Source organism: Nitrincola tapanii, from assembly GCF_008368715.1.
GTDB classification, from domain to species: Bacteria; Pseudomonadota; Gammaproteobacteria; order Pseudomonadales; family Balneatricaceae; genus Nitrincola; species Nitrincola tapanii.
In genome coordinates this window covers 1-18,188 of the sequence record NZ_SMRS01000011.1, presented here as the reverse complement: position 1 = coordinate 18,188, position 18,188 = coordinate 1, and the positions used below count along the sequence as shown (strand labels likewise).

Annotated in this window: 16 protein-coding genes and 3 tRNA genes; 12 read left to right on the top strand and 7 right to left on the bottom strand. The window is 51.6% G+C overall.

The features are described 5' to 3' along the window. Positions 1–37 precede the first annotated feature (37 nt). Positions 38–1,384, bottom strand: a complete 1,347-nt coding sequence (locus E1H14_RS12470; RefSeq protein WP_149391813.1) for a glutamine synthetase family protein — start codon at positions 1,382–1,384, stop codon at positions 38–40. Between the two features lie 28 nt (positions 1,385–1,412). After that, positions 1,413–2,231, bottom strand: coding sequence for a gamma-glutamyl-gamma-aminobutyrate hydrolase family protein (locus tag E1H14_RS12465; RefSeq protein WP_149391812.1), 819 nt, complete (start codon positions 2,229–2,231; stop codon positions 1,413–1,415). A 276-nt stretch (positions 2,232–2,507) separates the two neighbouring features. Here E1H14_RS12465 and E1H14_RS12460 point away from each other — a divergent pair, with 276 nt between their 5' ends. Then, complete coding sequence (locus E1H14_RS12460) at positions 2,508–3,872, top strand: glutamine synthetase family protein (protein ID WP_149391811.1); 1,365 nt, start codon at positions 2,508–2,510, stop codon at positions 3,870–3,872. 6 nt (positions 3,873–3,878) lie between these two features. Next, a complete protein-coding gene (locus E1H14_RS12455; RefSeq protein ID WP_149391810.1) occupies positions 3,879–5,201 on the top strand; it encodes an NAD(P)/FAD-dependent oxidoreductase in 1,323 nt (440 codons plus the stop codon). A 30-nt stretch (positions 5,202–5,231) separates the two neighbouring features. On the opposite strand, the gene E1H14_RS12450 is transcribed toward E1H14_RS12455, so the two are convergent. Then, on the bottom strand, positions 5,232–6,731 hold the full coding sequence (locus E1H14_RS12450; protein WP_149391809.1) for an aldehyde dehydrogenase: 1,500 nt from the start codon (positions 6,729–6,731) through the stop codon (positions 5,232–5,234). Between the two features lie 149 nt (positions 6,732–6,880). On the opposite strand from E1H14_RS12450, the gene E1H14_RS12445 reads away from it, so the two are divergent. The 4 genes from E1H14_RS12445 (at position 6,881) to E1H14_RS12430 (ending at position 10,318) form a co-directional block, all read left to right on the top strand. Continuing rightward, positions 6,881–8,164 carry an NAD(P)/FAD-dependent oxidoreductase gene (locus E1H14_RS12445; protein WP_149391808.1) on the top strand — a complete coding sequence of 428 codons (1,284 nt, stop codon included), beginning with the start codon at positions 6,881–6,883 and terminating at the stop codon, positions 8,162–8,164. A 12-nt stretch (positions 8,165–8,176) separates the two neighbouring features. Further along, on the top strand, positions 8,177–9,049 hold the full coding sequence (aguB, locus tag E1H14_RS12440) for an N-carbamoylputrescine amidase (protein WP_149391807.1): 873 nt from the start codon (positions 8,177–8,179) through the stop codon (positions 9,047–9,049). After that, entirely contained in the window at positions 9,049–10,161 is a 1,113-nt protein-coding gene (gene aguA, locus E1H14_RS12435; protein ID WP_149391806.1) for an agmatine deiminase, read from the top strand. Before aguB ends, aguA begins: the two co-directional genes overlap by 1 nt. A gap of 81 nt (positions 10,162–10,242) precedes the next feature. After that, positions 10,243–10,318, top strand: a tRNA-Phe gene (locus tag E1H14_RS12430). A gap of 162 nt (positions 10,319–10,480) precedes the next feature. On the opposite strand, the gene cls is transcribed toward E1H14_RS12430, so the two are convergent. Continuing rightward, positions 10,481–11,938 (bottom strand): cardiolipin synthase, encoded by a 1,458-nt coding sequence (cls, locus tag E1H14_RS12425; RefSeq protein WP_235017459.1) that lies wholly within the window; start codon positions 11,936–11,938, stop codon positions 10,481–10,483. A 284-nt stretch (positions 11,939–12,222) separates the two neighbouring features. On the opposite strand from cls, the gene E1H14_RS12420 reads away from it, so the two are divergent. The 5 genes from E1H14_RS12420 (at position 12,223) to trmL (ending at position 16,553) form a co-directional block, all read left to right on the top strand. Continuing rightward, positions 12,223–12,555, top strand: coding sequence for a diguanylate cyclase domain-containing protein (locus E1H14_RS12420; protein ID WP_149391805.1), 333 nt, complete (start codon positions 12,223–12,225; stop codon positions 12,553–12,555). Positions 12,556–12,568: 13 nt separating this feature from the next. Further along, the gene (locus E1H14_RS12415; protein WP_149391804.1) at positions 12,569–13,954 is read left to right on the top strand and encodes a GGDEF domain-containing protein; all 1,386 of its coding nucleotides are present in this window, start codon (positions 12,569–12,571) and stop codon (positions 13,952–13,954) included. 90 nt (positions 13,955–14,044) lie between these two features. Beyond that, on the top strand, positions 14,045–14,713 hold the full coding sequence (locus tag E1H14_RS12410) for an alpha/beta hydrolase (protein WP_149391803.1): 669 nt from the start codon (positions 14,045–14,047) through the stop codon (positions 14,711–14,713). A 48-nt stretch (positions 14,714–14,761) separates the two neighbouring features. Then, the gene (locus tag E1H14_RS12405; protein ID WP_149391802.1) at positions 14,762–16,096 is read left to right on the top strand and encodes a diguanylate cyclase; all 1,335 of its coding nucleotides are present in this window, start codon (positions 14,762–14,764) and stop codon (positions 16,094–16,096) included. Beyond that, positions 16,089–16,553 (top strand): tRNA (uridine(34)/cytosine(34)/5-carboxymethylaminomethyluridine(34)-2'-O)-methyltransferase TrmL, encoded by a 465-nt coding sequence (gene trmL, locus E1H14_RS12400; protein WP_149391801.1) that lies wholly within the window; start codon positions 16,089–16,091, stop codon positions 16,551–16,553. Before E1H14_RS12405 ends, trmL begins: the two co-directional genes overlap by 8 nt. Before the next feature lie 580 nt (positions 16,554–17,133). Here the strand turns inward: trmL and E1H14_RS12395 are convergent. The 3 genes from E1H14_RS12395 to E1H14_RS12385 form a co-directional block, all read right to left on the bottom strand. Then, positions 17,134–17,220: transfer RNA gene (locus E1H14_RS12395), tRNA-Leu, on the bottom strand. A 53-nt stretch (positions 17,221–17,273) separates the two neighbouring features. Then, positions 17,274–17,360 (bottom strand) — tRNA-Leu (locus E1H14_RS12390). A gap of 121 nt (positions 17,361–17,481) precedes the next feature. After that, the gene (locus E1H14_RS12385) at positions 17,482–17,988 is read right to left on the bottom strand and encodes a zinc ABC transporter substrate-binding protein (RefSeq protein ID WP_407670262.1); all 507 of its coding nucleotides are present in this window, start codon (positions 17,986–17,988) and stop codon (positions 17,482–17,484) included. Here E1H14_RS12385 and E1H14_RS13450 point away from each other — a divergent pair. Further along, positions 17,952–18,188 (top strand): hypothetical protein (locus E1H14_RS13450; protein ID WP_407670263.1); only part of this gene is annotated, 237 nt, incomplete at its 3' end. The two genes, E1H14_RS12385 and E1H14_RS13450, sit on opposite strands and share 37 nt — an antisense overlap.

Here is an 18,188-nt window from a genome sequence, read left to right as displayed (position 1 = left end):
ATTGGTTAATTTTTTAACCACAAAGAGCGCTTCATTTTTAAACAGTTAATAACAAAAACTCGCGTTCCCAGGAGCTAATGACCTGCTTGAAGTTTTCATGCTCCACACGCTTAACGGCCACATAACCCTGGACAAAATAACTGCCCAGATACTCTTCAACGATCTTGCAGCTTTCCATACGCTCCAGAGCCGCTTCCAATGTCAAAGGCAAACGCAGATTACGGCGTTCATAGGCGCGCCCTTGCACCGGTGCCGAGGGATTAATTTTGCGCATCATTCCGAGATAACCGCAGAGCAGGCTGGCTGCAATCGCTAGATAGGCATTGGCATCTGCACCGGGCAGGCGGTTTTCAATACGGCGGTTCTGTGCATCCGAATCCGGCACGCGTAAACCACAGGTGCGATTTTCCAACCCCCACTCAACGTTTACCGGCGCTGAGGTGTCAGGCAAGAAACGGCGGAAGGAGTTCACATTCGGCGCAAACAGCGGCAAGACTTCTGGAATATACTTTTGTAATCCACCGATATGGTGCAGGAAGAGTTGGCTCATGCTGCCATCTGGGTTGGAAAACACCGACTTGCCAGTCACACGATCCACCACACTCTGATGCAGATGCATGGCACTACCCGGTTCATTGGTGATAGGTTTTGCCATAAACGTCGCTGCTACATTGTGCTTGAGCGCTGCCTCACGCATGGTACGTTTAAAGAGAAACACTTGATCGGCCAGATGCAGAGGATCACCGTGCCGGAAGTTAATCTCCATCTGCGCCGTGCCTTCCTCATGGATCAGGGTGTCAATGTCTAATCCCTGAGCTTCGCACCAGTCATACATATCCTCAAACAAAGGATCAAACTCGTTTGCGGCATCAATCGAGAAGGATTGACGGCCCGTCTCTTGGCGGCCCGAACGCCCCACCGGCGGTTGCAAGGGCAGATCCGGATCTTCACAACGGCGCGTGAGATAAAACTCCATTTCCGGCGAAACAATAGGTTGCCAGCCCTGCTCTTCATACAAGCGCAGCACTTTTTTCAATAAATTGCGTGGCGATAAATCGATCGGGTTGCCCACTCGATCATAACAATCGTGGATCACCTGCGCGGTCGGTTCCTGCGCCCAGGGAATCAAGAAAATGGCATCGGGATCGGGGTGGCAGATCATATCGATATCGGCGGGGTCGAGCAGCGAGTAATACACGTCATCATCGACATAATCACCGGTCACCGTTTGCAGTAGAATACTTTCCGGCAAACGCATGCCTTTTTCTGCTATAAACTTCGATACTGGGGCAATCTTGCCACGCGCGATACCATTGATATCACTGACCACACACTCAATTTCGGTAATATTATGTTCGGTTAACCAGCTTTCGAGATCTTTCATACATTACCCATGGGGCTATTTGCGTCAATTAAGGATGAAGGCTTGCTAAACGCTGTGCATGACGCGCACGGCAAGCATCACCGAAGGCTTTAAATATAGCGCGATAAAAAGGGAAGTCGCCGACTTGATCGCTGGGATGCCACTGCCATTCTGGGTGCCACTGAACAGCCAGGGCAAAGCTTTTGGCTCCCATGACAGAAAAAGCCTCGATCAAACCATCTTCCGCAACCGCTTCAATACGCAAGCCGGGAGCTAGGGTCTCTATACCTTGCCCATGCAAAGAATTGACCATCACCTCCTGATCTTGCGGCCAAAGCTGGGCTAAACACCCTCCCGCCTGAATCTGAATCCTGTGCGCGAGGGTGTTGTACTGAACATCGATACTGGCATTCTTATCCTCACGATGATCAAGAAAGTGTCCCACTTCATGCACCTTTTGATACAACCGCCCCCCTAAAGCCACATTCATCTCCTGAAAGCCACGGCAGATGCCCAAAATCGGGACACCCGCTGCCACCGCTGCACGGACAAGGGGCAGGGTGGTGGCATCACGCTTAGGATCATGCTCCGAGTCTGGATCACTCGGGTCACCTTGATAGTGATGCGGCTCAATATTCGACGGTGAACCTGTCAGCAAAATACCGTCCAGCAAGGGCAGCATCTGCGCCATCGGCAGATGCTCGCCCAAAGCAGGAATCACCAAGGGCAAGGCACCGGCACCCTCGGCCACCGCACGTACATACTTTTCACCCGCAATAAAAAAAGGGTGGCGCCCGGGTAACTGCTGGCTGCAAGCGTTCACGCCCACAAGGGGTAGGGTATCTGGAATTGGCGTCGTGACTGACATTCTTGTCTCAAACCTCAGGCATACATCTTAGGTGGGTTAAAAGCTGCTCTTGTCACTTTTAGCTGCCCTGCTCGGGTGAATCAAGCATTATCGTGTCTTCCTGCTGAGTTTTTATGACAAATCGGCTGTAGCGCACAAGAGCGTTTATTTCGCTAAGAAAAACCGTTGTTTAAGCCTGCGGTTGACAGAAAAGATTTTATGGAATTAACTCGATTCTGGGCTTATACCTGAACTCCACACGGATTCAGCCCTTTTTCTGCGACCTAAGGTTTCCTCATGAGTACCCTCATCGATACGGCGGATGCCTTTCTGGAGGCACACCCCGAACTTCAATTTGTCGATCTGCTGATTGCAGATATCAATGGTATTGTGCGCGGTAAGCGTGTTGATCCCAGCGCCCTGCATAAGGTGTTTGATAAGGGCATCGCCCTGCCAGCCTCTATTTTTGCCCTGAATATTCAAGGCACTACCGTGGAGGAAACGGGTTTAGGCTTGGATATAGGTGAAGCAGATCGCATCTGCTTACCGATTGCCGACACCCTGAGCATGGAGCCTTGGCAAAAGCGCCCCACCGCTCAGATGCTGATGAGCATGTATGAATTGGATCGCCAAACTCCTTTCTTTGCCGATCCGCGCGTGGTGCTGCAACGGGTTGTAGAACGCTTTAAAGAATTGGAGCTGACCCCCGTCACCGCCTTTGAGCTGGAGTTCTACCTGATCGATCAGGAAAATATTTCCGGTCGTCCTCAGCCACCGAAATCTCCCATCTCCGGCAAGCGCCCCGCCAGCGTACAGGTCTACTCGATTGATGATCTGGATGAATACGCCGATTTTCTAGCCGATATTCTGGATGCCGCACACGAGCAGGGCATTCCTGCTGATGCGCTCGTCGCTGAATCGGCTCCCGGGCAGTTTGAGGTCAATCTCCATCATGTAGATGATCCGGTTAAAGCCTGTGATCACGCCACTTTGCTGAAACGCTTGATCAAAAATATGGCCTATGACCATGAAATGGACACCACCTTCATGGCCAAGCCCTATCATGATCAATCCGGCAGTGGCATGCATCTGCATGTCAGCCTAGTCAACAAGGACGGTGTGAATGTGTTTGGCGGTGATCCGGAAGCGCCGGGAGAGTTGCTGCGCTGGGCTGTCGGTGGCCTACTCACCACGTTGAATGATGCGATGGCACTCTTTTGCCCCAACATTAACTCCTATCGTCGCTTCAGCCCGGAATACTATGTTGCCAGCGCTCCCACCTGGGGCGTGGATAATCGTACCACCGCCGTGCGTTTGCCCGGTGGTGATCCCGATGCCCTGCGTATCGAACACCGCATCGCTGGCGCCGATGCCAATCCTTATCTGTTGATGGCCGCAATTCTGGCCGGTATCCATTTTGGCATTACCCATCAGATCGAACCCCCAGCGATGACCACAGGGAATGCGCACGAACAGCATGAAACCTCTTTAGTAAACAACTTACGTGATGCCTTGCGCGAGCTTGAAGATTCGCCGGTGATGCGGGAATACCTCGGTAATCGCTTCCTGAATATCTTTGTGGCCTGTAAGGAGCATGAACTCAACGAGTTTGAGCATACGATTTCTGACTTAGAATACCTCTGGTATCTGCATACGGTGTAATCAAGCATGACACGAGCTGCGGCCCCCACCCCCGCGCAAGAACATACCCCCTCTTGGTATGCGGCGACCCGTGTGCATCAGCGCACCTGGCCTCGCCTAGAGGGTCAAATCCAATGTCAGATCGCGATTATTGGGGGGGGCTTTACTGGCATCAATACCGCCATCGAACTGGCACAAGAGGGCTATCAAGTTACCTTACTGGAGGCTCATCGTCTCGGCTGGGGGGCTTCGGGACGCAATGGAGGGGAGCTGATTCGCGGAATCGGGCATCACCTCGATCAGTTTCAGCCCAGTCTAGGTGATGAAGGGGTAAAGCGCCTGAAGCAGCTGGGACTGGAAGCCGTGGATCTGGTCAAAAAACGCATTCAAGCGCATCAAATCCCCTGTGATCTGCATCTGGGCTATGCCGATCTGGCGACCTGCAGCCGCCATATCGAAGATTTAGAGACCGAGCAACAGGAGATGGCGGATCTGGGTTATCCACACGCCATGCGCCTAGTTCGCGGGGCTGAAGTGCGCGAGCAGGTGGTCGATTCCGCCTTTTATCCCGCGGCATTAATCGATGAGGGCAGCGGCCATCTGCATCCCTTAAACTTGCTACTGGGCGAGGCCGATCTGGCCGAACAACTCGGTGTCACACTCTTCGAGCAATCCCAAGTCTTGCGCATCGAAAAGGGCGACAAGCCCAAACTGTTTACCGCTCAGGGGCAACTGGAATGTGACCTGCTCGTCATCGCCGCCAATGGCTATCTGGATGCGGAGTTAGAACCCTGGTTAGGGAGCCGAATTCTGCCAGCGGGCAGCTATCTGATTGCCAGCTCCCCCCTACCTGAAGCCCTTTGCCAGCAGTTAATGCCAGGGCGTAAAGCCGTTGCGGATATGCGTACCGCCTTAGACTATTATCGCATCAGTGCCGATCATCGCCTGATCTTTGGCGGTCTCTGTACTTATTCTGGCCGTGATCCGAAGGATATCGCGGCGGCTCTGCGCCCGCATATTCGTCAAGTGTTTCCACAACTGCAAGATTTAACCATTGAGTATCAATGGGGCGGCATGTTGGGTATCGGTGCCAATCGCTTACCACAAATTGGCCGTTTACCCGATGCCCCGAATATCTATTACGCACAGGCCTATGCAGGACATGGTCTAAACGCCACCCATCTGGCCGCTCGCACCCTGGCTCAAGCCATCCGAGGTGATGAAACGGATTTTGCTCTCTTTGCAAAAATCGAGCATCTGCGCTTTCCCGGTGGGCGTTATCTGCGTGCCCCCTTACTCGCCGGGGGCATGCTCTGGTATCAGCTGATCGATCGCTTACGCAGCCTGTAGGTGATCAAAGCGCAATCTCAACACTTTTATCTAGCTCAGGCGTATCCAGGTGGCCTTTAACTCAGTGTATTTATCAAAGGCATGCAATGATTTATCACGCCCATTGCCTGACTGTTTAAAGCCGCCAAAAGGTGCCGTCATATCTCCACCATCATACTGATTGATCCACACACTTCCAGCACGCAAACCCTTTGCCATACGATGCGCCCGCCCAAGATTGGCAGTCCAAACGGCGGCCGCTAAGCCAAACTCACTATCATTCGCCAGCGCCAGCGCTTCCTCTTCGCTACGGAAGGTCAGCACCGACAGGACTGGACCAAAGATCTCCTCTTGGGCAATACACATACGATTTTGCACCTGAGTAAACACCGTGGGCTCTAGATAAAAACCTCCGGTCTCCTCTAAGCAGCGTGCGCCACCGCAGACCAGCTTGGCACCCTCAGCTTGGCCGGATTCGATATAACCCAACACGCGTTCCATCTGGACTTGATCCACCATCGCGCCAAAACGTGTTTTCGGATCAAGGGGGTGGCCCGGCTGCCATTTCGCCAACTCTTGCACCACAGCCGCCACAAAAGTTTCCGCTATCGACTCCTCAAGCAGCAAGCGTGTTCCGGCGGTACATACTTCGCCTTGGTTATAGGCAATGGCTGAAGCCGCCTCAACCGCCGCCTGCTGCAAATCGGGGGCATCCGCAAAGACGATATTCGGACTTTTTCCGCCTGCCTCCAGCCAAACCCGTTTCATATTGGACTGCCCAGCATAGATCATCAGCTGCTTGGCCACACCGGTTGAGCCGGTAAACACTAAGCACTCGACACCTGGATGCAGCGCTAAAGCCTGACCTACGCGATGCCCATAACCCGGTAACACATTAAACACGCCAGGAGGAATGCCCGCTGCAGTCGCCAAAGCGGCTAAACGTATCGCCGTCAGAGGCGATTTCTCCGATGGCTTTAAAATCACCGAGTTGCCCGTGGCCAAGGCCGGTGCCAATTTCCAAGCCGCCATAATCAAAGGGAAATTCCAGGGCACAATGGCTGCGACCACACCGATGGGCTCACGCGTGACCAAGCCCAGTTCATGAGCCGGTGTGGGCGCCACTTCGTCATAGACCTTATCGATCGCTTCCGCTGTCCATTGGATAGCGCGTACCGTCGCCGGGAGATCGCCTTTCAGGGAAAGCTTGATAGGTTTACCCATATCCAGGGTTTCCAACAGCGCCAACTCCTGCTGATGGGCTTCGATCAGCTGTGCAAACTTGAGCAACACTGCTTTACGTGCCACAGGGGCCAAATCACGCCAGACACCCTGTTGAAAGCTACGTTGTGCCGCGGCCACGGCTAAATCGGCATCCGCCGCATCACAACTGGCCACCTGGTTAAGCACACGTCCATCGATCGGACTGATGTTGGCAAAAGTATTGCCCGACTGCGCCGCTTGGTACTGGCCATTTATATAAGCACGGCCTTCCAAAACCAAATCAGCGGCCAGCGCCTCCCAGGCTTCACGACTTGAGGGTATCGACATAGGGCCTCCTTTGACAGGCAAGAATTCATCTGCTTCTAATACTTACCGAGCCTCGCCAGGGAATCAAGCAGGGATTCCTGCGCCCAGCTCTTTCATCCCTGACAGGGCTGACTTAGACTGAAGGACTAATGCGCCAAGTGAGGATCGCCATGAGCCAATTTGCACCTGTGCCATCTTATTATGCTGCCTCTGCCACACCTTGCCCGACTCGCCCCAGCCTTGAACAGGATTTGGAAGTGGATGTTTGTGTCATTGGTGCAGGGTATACCGGGCTATCGACGGCTTTGTTTTTGGCCGAGGCGGGCTATCGAGTCGCGGTTCTGGAAGCCGCCAGTGTCGGCTGGGGGGCCTCGGGACGTAACGGCGGCCAGATCGTAAACAGCTTTAGCCGCGATCTCGACAGCATTGCCAAACAAACCTCAGCACCCCATCTCGCTTTATTGTCACGCATGGCGTTTGAAGGTGCGCAGATTATTCGCCAGCGTGTTGCTCAGTATCAAATTCCCTGCGATCTCAAAGAAGGTGGCATTTTTGCCGCAATCACCCGCAAGCATCTGCATCACCTAGAGGCACAACAGGCATTGTGGCGCGCTCATGGATATGAACAGCTGGAGCTCTTGGATCACGACGGCATCCGCCGTTATGTCGGATCAGAACGTTATCTAGGCGGTGCCTTGGATCATACCGGGGGGCATATCCACCCCTTAAATTTGGCTTTAGGTGAAGCGGCCGCGTTCGAGTCTTTGGGCGGTCAGATTTTTGAACACTCTGCCGTCACACACCTGCTCCCCGGCACACCTAACCGGGTACAAACCGCTCGGGGAGAGGTCAAAGCACAGTATGTGGTGGTGGCAGGCAATGCTTATCTAGGCAATCTCGTGCCTGAGCTCAGTTCGAAATCTATGCCTTGCGGTACACAGGTGCTGGCCACTGAACCCCTCTCCGAAGCACTGGCTGCCCGTCTGTTACCAGGAGACCAGTGTGTCGAGGACTGTAATTACCTGTTGGATTATTATCGCCTGTCTGCCGACAAGCGCCTGATCTATGGTGGCGGTGTGGTCTATGGAGCGCGTGATCCTGAGAATATCGAACGCCTGATTCGTCCCAAAATGCTGAAAACCTTTCCCGAACTGGCCCAGATTAAGATCGATTACACCTGGACCGGCAATTTCCTCCTGACCCTTTCACGCCTGCCCCAGGTGGGCCGCCTCTCAGGGACCATTCTCTACTCCCAAGGATGTTCAGGGCACGGTGTGACCTTCACTCATGTTGCGGGCAAAGCCCTCGCTTTGGCCATTCAGGGTCAGGCTGAACGTTTTGATGCCTTTGCTAGTCTGCCGCATTACCCCTTCCCTGGTGGACGTCTGTTGCAAGTGCCTTTCAGCGCACTGGGGGCTTGGTATTACAACCTACGTGATCAACTCGGGATCTAGGAGGAAACAAAGATGCGTTGGGTAACAGTTGCCGCCACACAAATGGCCTCAGGTCACTGCGTCAGCGAAAACTTGATCAGGGCGGAAAAGTTAGTACGCCAAGCCCATGCTCAAGGTGCTCAGATTATTCTTCTGCAAGAGTTATTTGAAACCCCTTATTTTTGCCAAACCCAAGATTATGCCCACCTGAATCGTGCCACTTCCTGGTTAGAAAATCCGGCTATTCAGCATTTCCGTACTCTAGCCGCTGAACTCAAGGTGGTTTTACCCATTAGCTTTTATGAGCGCTGCCATCAAGTCACTTATAACTCTGTCGCCCTGCTGGATGCGGATGGCCACTGTCTAGGCCTCTATCGTAAAAGCCACATCCCCGATGGACCGGGTTATGCCGAGAAGTTTTATTTCAGCCCTGGCGATACAGGTTTTAAAGTCTGGGATACGGCTTATGGCCGCATCGGTGTAGGCATTTGTTGGGATCAGTGGTTCCCGGAAACCGCTCGGGCGATGGCGCTGATGGGCGCGGAACTTCTGTTTTATCCCACCGCAATTGGCAGCGAGCCTCAAGATGAGCAGTTAGACTCGAAAGACCATTGGCAAAGAGCCCAGGCAGGGCATGCTGCCGCTAACCTGATCCCCGTCATTGCCAGTAACCGGATTGGCCGGGAAATTCAGGACCACTCCAGCATCCTATTTTATGGCTCCTCGTTTATCACCGATGCTACGGGTGCCAAGGTCGCTGAATTGGATCGTCAAAACGAAGGCGTTTGCACCCACACCTTTGATCTCGATGCTCTGGCACAACAAAGGCGCAACTGGGGGATATTCCGTGACCGTCGTCCTGATCTCTATTCCCCCTTACTGACTAAAGATGGAGCCACGCGTTAATGGCCAGCTTAACCCTTTCCAGCACCCCCCTGGCTGACGGTTTTTATATGCCGGCCGAGTGGGAGCCGCAACAACAGATGTGGATGATTTGGCCCGAAAGGCCGGATAACTGGCGGTTAAATGCCCAGCCCGCGCACACCGCGTTTTGTGCGGTGATTCAGGCTATCGCACGTTTTCAACCGGTGACGGTGGGAGTATCCGCAGATGCCTATCTAGAGGCTTACGCCCGCTTAGCAGACACCCCCGGTTATGGCGTACGCCTGGTCGAAATCGCCAACAACGATGCCTGGATGCGCGACACCGGCCCGACCTTTGTCCGCAATGCCGCCGGTGAGGTGCGCGGCATCGACTGGATCTTTAACGCCTGGGGCGGTGAGCAGGGAGGCTTATATTCTCCCTGGGATCTCGACAATCAAGTCGCTCGAAAAGTATTACAAATTGAAGGTGTGAGTCGCTATGTTGCAGATTTTGTTCTGGAAGGTGGTGCGATTCATGTCGATGGCGAAGGTACCTTGTTAACCACAGAAGCCTGTTTACTGAATCCAAATCGCAACCCTCATCTGACACGGGCCGAAATTGAAGAGAACTTGCGACAGTATTTAGGCATCCAGAAGGTGCTGTGGTTGCCCAATGGCATCTATGAAGATGAAACGGATGAGCACATCGACAATATGGCCTGTTTTATCCGTCCGGGTGAAGTGTTGCTCGCCTGGACAGACAATCCCCAGGACCCCCAATATGCCTATTCACAAGCGGCTTATACCTACTTATCCACCGCGACCGATGCACAGGGTCGTCAACTCAAGATTCATAAACTGCCCTTGCCACAACCTCAGTATATTCGTGAAGAGGAGGCGGCAGGTGTTGTGGCACTGCCTGGCACTCAGCCGCGCCAAGCGGGACAACGCCTCGCTGCCAGCTATATCAACTTTGTGTTCTGTAATGGCGCTTTGATCTTGCCCAGCTTTGATGATCCGATGGATGCCGTTGCCGTCGAACACTTGCGCCAACTCTGTCCTGATCGTGAAGTCATCCAGGTCCCTGGACGTGAAATTCTTCTAGGAGGGGGCAACATTCACTGCATCACCCAACAACAACCGATCAAAAAATAACCGCTTGATAAAAAAATAGATTTTTTTGAAAAAAGGTGTTGACGACAAGGCTCAGATTTTATTTAATACGCGCCTCGGTTAGCCCGGATAGCTCAGTCGGTAGAGCAGAGGATTGAAAATCCTCGTGTCGGTGGTTCGATTCCGCCTCCGGGCACCATCTCTTGACCAAGATTCACAAGTGATGGCGCTAACCTACACACCTCGCAAAAAATTCCAAAATCCTTCGTTCAAGCACTACTTAGTGCCAGTGCAACTTCATATCTTAATCCATTGATTTTCTGAACAACTCTAATCTCTTATTTGAATTGGCTAACCTGCATCATAATACCGGCGCAAATAAATAGGCCGCCCGTGATCGCGCCTTATGCCAGAAAGAAAGTTGATTAAGTTCATCCAAGTGCATGGCTCTGGAGCGCGTAAAATCTTCTTCAAACATCGCTTCAACAGCGTTTGCAAAGGCCTCATCCAAGACTAAGGCTGTGACTTCAAAATTTAAACGGAAAGAACGATTATCCAAGTTGACGGTGCCAACAGCCGCCATGCTGTTATCCACCAAAAAGGTTTTCCCATGTAGAAAACCGTCCTGATAGCGATAGACCTTAACCCCCGCTTCCAGCAAGGTACCTAAAAAGGCATAGGCGGCCCAGTAAGTCAGAACATTATCTGGCCGCTCTGGAATCAGCACTCTGACATCCACTCCATTGAGCGCGGCCAACTTCAGCATGGTTTGCACCCCTTCATCAGGCACAAAGTAGGGACTGGAGATCCAGATCCGCTGATGTGCGGAATGAATGGCCTGCTGTATCATCAGGCTGGCCGTCTCAAAACGATCCGCAGGCCCAGAAGGTAGAATCAAGACCGGTGCCGCATGTCCACTGTGGGCACTCGGATACCAGGGTAGATCCAGCACCTCTTCAGTAGCCCAATGCCAATCCTCCGCAAATACTAATTGAAGCGCTAACGCCGCAGGGCCCTCTAAGGCCATATGGGTATCACGCCAATGGCCTAAACTGGGATGTCCATTCAGATATTCTTCACCCATATTAAAGCCACCCACCCAGCCATATTGGCCATCGACTACCACTATTTTACGATGATTGCGAAAGTTCAATTGGAAGCGATTTCCCGGGCCTCGGTTAGAATGGAAGTGGTGCACTTTGACACCGGCAGCACGCAAGTGATCCAAATACTGGGCACTCAGTTCATAGCTACCGATCTCGTCATACAGAAGATAGACCTCGACCCCTTCTGCCACCTTACGCGTTAATGCTTCTTGTAATTTCAGACCTATCATGTCGGATACGATGATATAACTCTGTACTAAAACGTAACGTTTTGCGGCGTCGATACCGGCAAAGATACTGCCAAAGGCCTCTTCACCATCCACCAACAGCTGCACATGATTACCGGCCAGAATGGGTAATTTCGCCAACTTCTCAATGCCTGATAGATGACGATCACTGGGATCTCGGCTGTAACGCCGTGAATGCAACTCGGCCAACTTGCTGGAGAGCTTTTCCGCAAGCATCGTGTCATCATCACGTCGTGACAGCACATAGCCTTGGAAGCGAGTGCGCCCAAACACCCAGTAAGCAGGGACAGCGGCATAGGGCACCGCATTCAGAGAGACGATCCAAGCCACCGCACCGGGAGCCGTCCGAGTCGACATCATGGCATCGAAGGAAGACATGAGACCCAAAGCATGCGCAAACACGACCCATAACCACCAACGTGGTAAGACACGCGATACCTTTTGACCACCGTATCGGAACACCATCCTAGATCCTTTCTTTCTGCCCATGTCCAGTTATAGGCCCAATCGCCTGGGAAACTCAAATCTGACACACAAGGCGCGTTGATCGCGCCTTGGTGGATTGATTGTTTTTTTCACACCGACGTATTAGATTCAAAGTATTATTATAAATAGATCGCTATAAATAGATCGCTGACTATGCCCCGACTCGATGGAACGGAAGGCACAACGCAAGGATTTCAGAGGTTCACGAAACAGCTGTGTGCGACGCTCTTTTTCCTGACCTCAGGTTATGCTTTGGCACTCAGATGAAATCCGAACTGCGTGAGCACGATACCCTGGCCCGTATTGGCGGTGATGAATTTGTGGTGCTGCTAGAAGAGATCGAGACTAAACAATGCCTTTGTTCGATTATTCAACGCCTCCTAGCGGTTGCTGCATCGCCCTATCGCTTGAATGGCATCCAGGTACAGGCTTCTGCCAGTATCAGCATCAGCTTTAATATGCCGACCTCTCATGCCACGGATCATGAACTCCTTAGACAAGTCGATCTAGCCATGTATACTGCCAAAACGTCGGGCAAAAATCGTTACGCATTTTATGCCGTGTCGAAGGGTCATACCGCATTCAATTGCAGTTAGCTAGGGCTTTTGTATGGAATACTTCTCGCGCTCCCTAGTTCTGATTCTGCTTTACTTTGTTTTTTGGCACTTCGCCAGCCTCTTTGCTTTGACACCGCTTGTCAGTGCCTTTTATCCGGCAGCGGGTGTCATCCTCTTTTTTATCTATCGTTATGGTGCGGCTTATATTCCTGCGGCAGCCTTAGCCATCCTACTTGGCTCCCTGCCCATCGATACATTTTGGTACTGGGAAGCCACACAAATCAGCATGTCACTCAGGCAGTTAGCGATTTACAGCCTATGTGGCCTGTTCTTGAGACGAGTGTCCAACTTCAATCTGCCCATTTTGCGGCTGCGTGATGTTGGTATTTTGCTGCTCAGCACGCTTATCGCCACCCTGATTTCCGCTGCAATCGCCCTGTTTTTATTACGACACTTCGCCAATCTTCCCACCGCTGTCATGCAAGAAACCTTTCTGTCCTTCTGGATAGGGGATCTGGCCGGAGTACTCATGTTTATGGCCGCCGCCAGCCTCTTTGTCGATTTTTACGATGAAAAGAAAAGCTATGATGACGATGTTTTTGATAACGGCTTCGCTCGCCCAATATTGCTTCTCTGTCTATTAGTGTTTGTTACCTCTGTGTTTTTTGTCTTAACCGGCTTGGAAGATGATGTCAGCCGTTTTGGTTACCTGATCCTGCTGCCGGTTGCCTGGGCCGCTGGTTTTTATGGTATGCGTTTTGCGCTTTTAGCCGCCATCAGTGTGAATTTTTCTGCAGTCGGTACCTATATCCTGATGGAACTGAGCAGCTACCCAGCGCTGGAGTTGCAAACCCTGTTCACCGTCACACTGGCGATGGCAATGCTCCTGGGCGCCTCGTTAGAGGAGCGTAAGCTGGCGTTATTCGATGCGGCACACGATCCTTTAACACAGATGCTCAACCGTCGTGCTTTCTTTCAGCAAGCCAAGGAGTTGTTGGAACGCTGTAAACGCCAGCAACGTGATTTAGCACTGTTAATGATCGATCTTGATCATTTTAAGCGCATCAACGATACCTTTGGTCACCATGCTGGAGATCAAGTCTTAATGAAAGTGGCGGAGTGCTGCCGCAAAGTCTGTCGTCAAACCGATATTCAAGGGCGCTTGGGCGGCGAAGAGTTCGTCTTATTATTAGACGATGCCACACCCGAACAGGCGATGATTGTGGCCGAACGTCTGCGCTTATCGATTGAAGAGGTGATGATTCCGATGAGCCGTGAACACATCACCACGAGTATCGGCCTCAGTCACCTGATGATGCCAGAAGACGATATAGAGCACCTACTGAAAGAAGCTGATCGGGCGCTCTATGAAGCGAAATCAAAAGGGCGTAACAACTGCCAAAGCAGCCTTCCACACTTAATTCCAGCTTTCAGCTGATCCGCTGATGCTGCGAGGGTTATGCATGGCGCTCGTTGACTGAAGACCGTATATTGGTAGCCTTTTTCCTTCCTGAGCATGAGGCACGCCATGTTTGCCGATCCTTTGATCTTAGAACCCAAAACCCCCGCAAAAGCTTGCCTGATCTGGTTACATGGTCTGGGCGCGGATGGTTATGATTTTGAGCCGGTCATTCCAGAACTCGGCCTACCAGTCGACTTGCCCCTGCGCTGTATTTTTCCACATGCGCCGATTCGCCCGGTGACCATCAATGCGGGATATGCGATGCCGGCCTGGTATGACATCTTAGAGATGAATCTTGAACGCAAAATCGATCTGGCCGAGCTACAGGAATCTGCAGATTATGTGCAACGCTTAATCGATGATCAGATTCAGCAGGGTATCCACAGCGAACATATTTTTTTGGCCGGTTTTTCACAAGGGGGGGCCGTAGCCTATCAAGCGGCACTGAGTTATCCACACCCTCTGGGCGGTCTGTTAGCCCTCTCAACCTATTTTGCCAGCGCAGAACAACAAGCCTTTCACCCCGCGAATCAAGCACTCAACATTCTGATTCAACACGGTTTACAGGATGATGTGGTACCCGAGCAGCTCGGACAAAAGGCGCTCAGCGTCCTGCAAGCCCAGGGATTGACCCCCGAGTATCAAACCTATGCGATGGAGCACAGCCTGTGTTTAGCACAGGTGAAAGCCATCGGACACTGGCTGATGAAAAAGCTCGATTCCTGTACTCCTTAAGGTAGAATCATCGAACTGGCTATATTTTACATGTGAGGCACTCTGACTGTGCACCAAGCCCTTCTTAAATGCCTGGCATCGCCCTGGACTCCCTGGTTGCCCTTTCCATTTTGGGCACTGGTGATTGGCTTGGTGTATTTCGCCAATACAAAAACCCTGCAAGAAGCCAGTTATGAAATGGCGCGCCAGCGTGGTGAAGTGGTTTTTCACCTGGTGCAAACCATGCGCTACTGGAATACTCGCCATGGCGGGGTCTATGCCGCTGAAACCCCAGAAACGCCTTCTAACCCCTATCTACAGGTGGAGGAAAAGGACTTTATCACGCCTAGTGGACGCGCCATGACCATGCTGAACCCCGCCTATATGACGCGCCAACTGGCGGAGTTATTGCGTGGTGGCAAGCTGGAAATCCATCTAACCAGTGATCGTCTCATGAATCCGAAAAATCGCCCCGATGCGTGGGAAGAGGAGGCGATTCGTCAATTACGTGATGAAGGCAAAGCAGAGTTTGTCCAGGTGGTCGGCGAACGCTTTCGTTACATGGCCCCCTTGTTTATCGAACCCGGATGTCAAAAGTGCCATACCAGCTATGAGATTGGCGATTTCCGAGGCGGGTTAAGCGTCAGCTTCCCGGTGGATCAGATTGATGAGATTACAACACATCTGTACCGACAGAGTTTTTTCACTCATTTTATTGTTTATATCGCCTTGAGCCTAACCGGCATGCTTTCTCTGATCGGTCTGCAGCGCCTGATTCGCAGCCTACAGCAGGAGAGAATTGAGCGTGAGACGATTATTGAGGAGCGCACAGCCGATCTGCATCAAGAAATCGATCGACGCAAGAAATCTCAAGACAAGCTGCATTATTTAGCCCATCACGATGAGTTAACGCGCACTAAAAACCGTCGCTGGATTCTGCAACAACTGAAACAACTCAGTGCCGAGGGCGAATCACAATTTGCCTTGCTCATGCTCGATATCGACCACTTCAAAAAGATCAATGACCGTTACGGCCATGAAGCAGGGGATAGCATTCTGATGCAATTTGTTGCCCGTATGCAGCAGAGCCTGCGCCAGAGTGACTGTTTAGGTCGATATGGCGGTGAAGAGTTTCTGATTTTGTTACCCGCCACCGATGCTCAGGATGCCATGGAGATCGCTGAACGCTTACGCAAAAGCTCTAGTGACCATCCCTACACATTGCACAAAGACTCCATCTGGGTCACGGTCAGCATTGGAGTCGCCAGCACCCAATCAAATGAAACAACCCCGGAAGAACTGATTGGCCGTGCCGATCAAGCTCTATACCGAGCCAAACATGCCGGACGCAACCTTTCTATTCTCTGGGAAGAGAGTGACGAGGACGAAGATACCCATGCTTAATGTTGTTCTGTTTGAGCCTGAAATCCCACCCAATACCGGTAATATCATCCGCTTATGTGCCAACACAGGCTGCCAACTGCATCTGATCGAGCCTCTAGGTTTTAAGATGGAGGAAAAAGCCTTACGTCGAGCCGGACTGGATTATCATGAGTTTGCCGCAGTGAAAGTCTGGCCTGACTTTGCGACCTTTCTGCAAGAAGCCCAGCCTCAGCGCCTGTTTGCGTTAACCACTAAGGCTCAGAAGCCCTACACAGAGATCGAATTTCAAACAGGGGATTATTGTTTATTCGGCCCGGAAACTCGTGGTTTACCCAGCTCGCTACTGGAGAGCCTGGAAGCGCAATACAAGCTTAGACTGCCGATGCAGGCCAAAAGCCGCAGCCTGAATCTGTCTAACACTGTTGCTATAGTCGTCTATGAAGCTTGGCGACAACTGGGTTTTGCAGGCGGACAGTAACTAGACATTTATGACAGACGGATTTGTCATTTTTGTCAATCTTAACTCCCCTCAACCCCCACCTATTTCTCTTTGAAGCCAAAAATCCAATATTTATCAGTTAGTTATGATGAATTATAGATCTTGGCATTGTGCTTGCTATATCTGAGTAGTCAGGAAAGTCTGCCTATTGACTGAATCGGGATTGATACCCGATTTCAGCAACCGAATCATCCAAGATGAGGATACTCAGATGAGCCATGCACAGGATTATGAAAACCTCGGTGTTCTACCTTCAACTCTTTTGATTGTGGTGAGTTTTGTAGTGGCCATTCTACCGCTTGTGGTTCAGGTGGCCGTCTTAGCTTCCTGATCTTGATTTGCTCCTATCACCCTCCCAATTAGCTGTCCCCAAAAGCAAAGAGTTTGCAGCCTCCGAAGTTCATTTAAACGGACTTCGGAATTTTTTTGCCTGAAATTCAAGCCTAAGAACAGACGCAAAGGAAATAGGAAATAATTCTGAAAAAGACTGAGAACTAAGAACAGTCTGAATAAAGAGAGTAGCAAGGAGGGTAATCTGAAATGCGACCATCTAAGTAGATGGTGCAGATGGGGAGACTCGAACTCCCACGCCCGTGAAGGCACTAGCACCTGAAGCTAGCGTGTCTACCAATTCCACCACATCTGCATAACGACTTTTAACGGCTTGTTCCGGCACCATTCAACCTGGTAGTGTTTGAATGGTGCAGATGGGGAGACTCGAACTCCCACGCCCGTGAAGGCACTAGCACCTGAAGCTAGCGTGTCTACCAATTCCACCACATCTGCGTCAAAAGTGGGGCGCATTATATCCACCCCTTGTACGCTTGTGAAGTATGGCAGCTGACTATTTTTATTTTTTATCTGCCCCAGACATGTCAGGGCAGGTAGCCTCGGTCACGTGCGATGTTTAGATTTCATCCTGCAAACAGTCTAAAAAGCGCTGGGACAGATCCTGTAAAAAGAGAGCATAAGCACCCGGCTGCGTGGGGATATCACGCGCCAGAGGATCTAACTCGCCTTTACGCACCGTGGTGCCGCGACTGACTGATTCAACCACAGCCGGTGTGAACTGAGGCTCCGAAAACACACACACCGCCTGAGCGTCTTCCAACTGTTTACGGATAGCCGCCAGATGACGCGCACCCGGTTGACGAGCCGGGTCGAGCGTAAAGTAACCCAACTGATTCAAGCCATAATGGCTGACAAAGTGGCCATAAGCGTCATGAAAAACAAAGAAGCCTTTTGTCTGCACCGGTGCGAGCTGCTCGGCAATCTTTTGATCCAAAGCCTGTATCTGCGTTTCGAAGGCTTGTAGATTTTCCTGTACACGAGCCTGATGTTGTGGATAGATCTCCGTTAGACTCTGCGCCATCACACGTGCAATCTCTAACGCATTTACGGGATCCAGCCAAATATGCGCATCATGGTCGTGGTCGTGGTCGTGGTCGTGGTCGTGGTCGTGGTCGTGGTCGTGGTCGTGGTCGTGGTCGCTATGATCGCTATGATCGCTATGATCGCTATGATCGCTATGATCGCTATGATCGCTATGATCGCTATGATCGCTATGATCGCTATGATCGCTATGATCGCTATGATCGCTATGATCGCTATGAT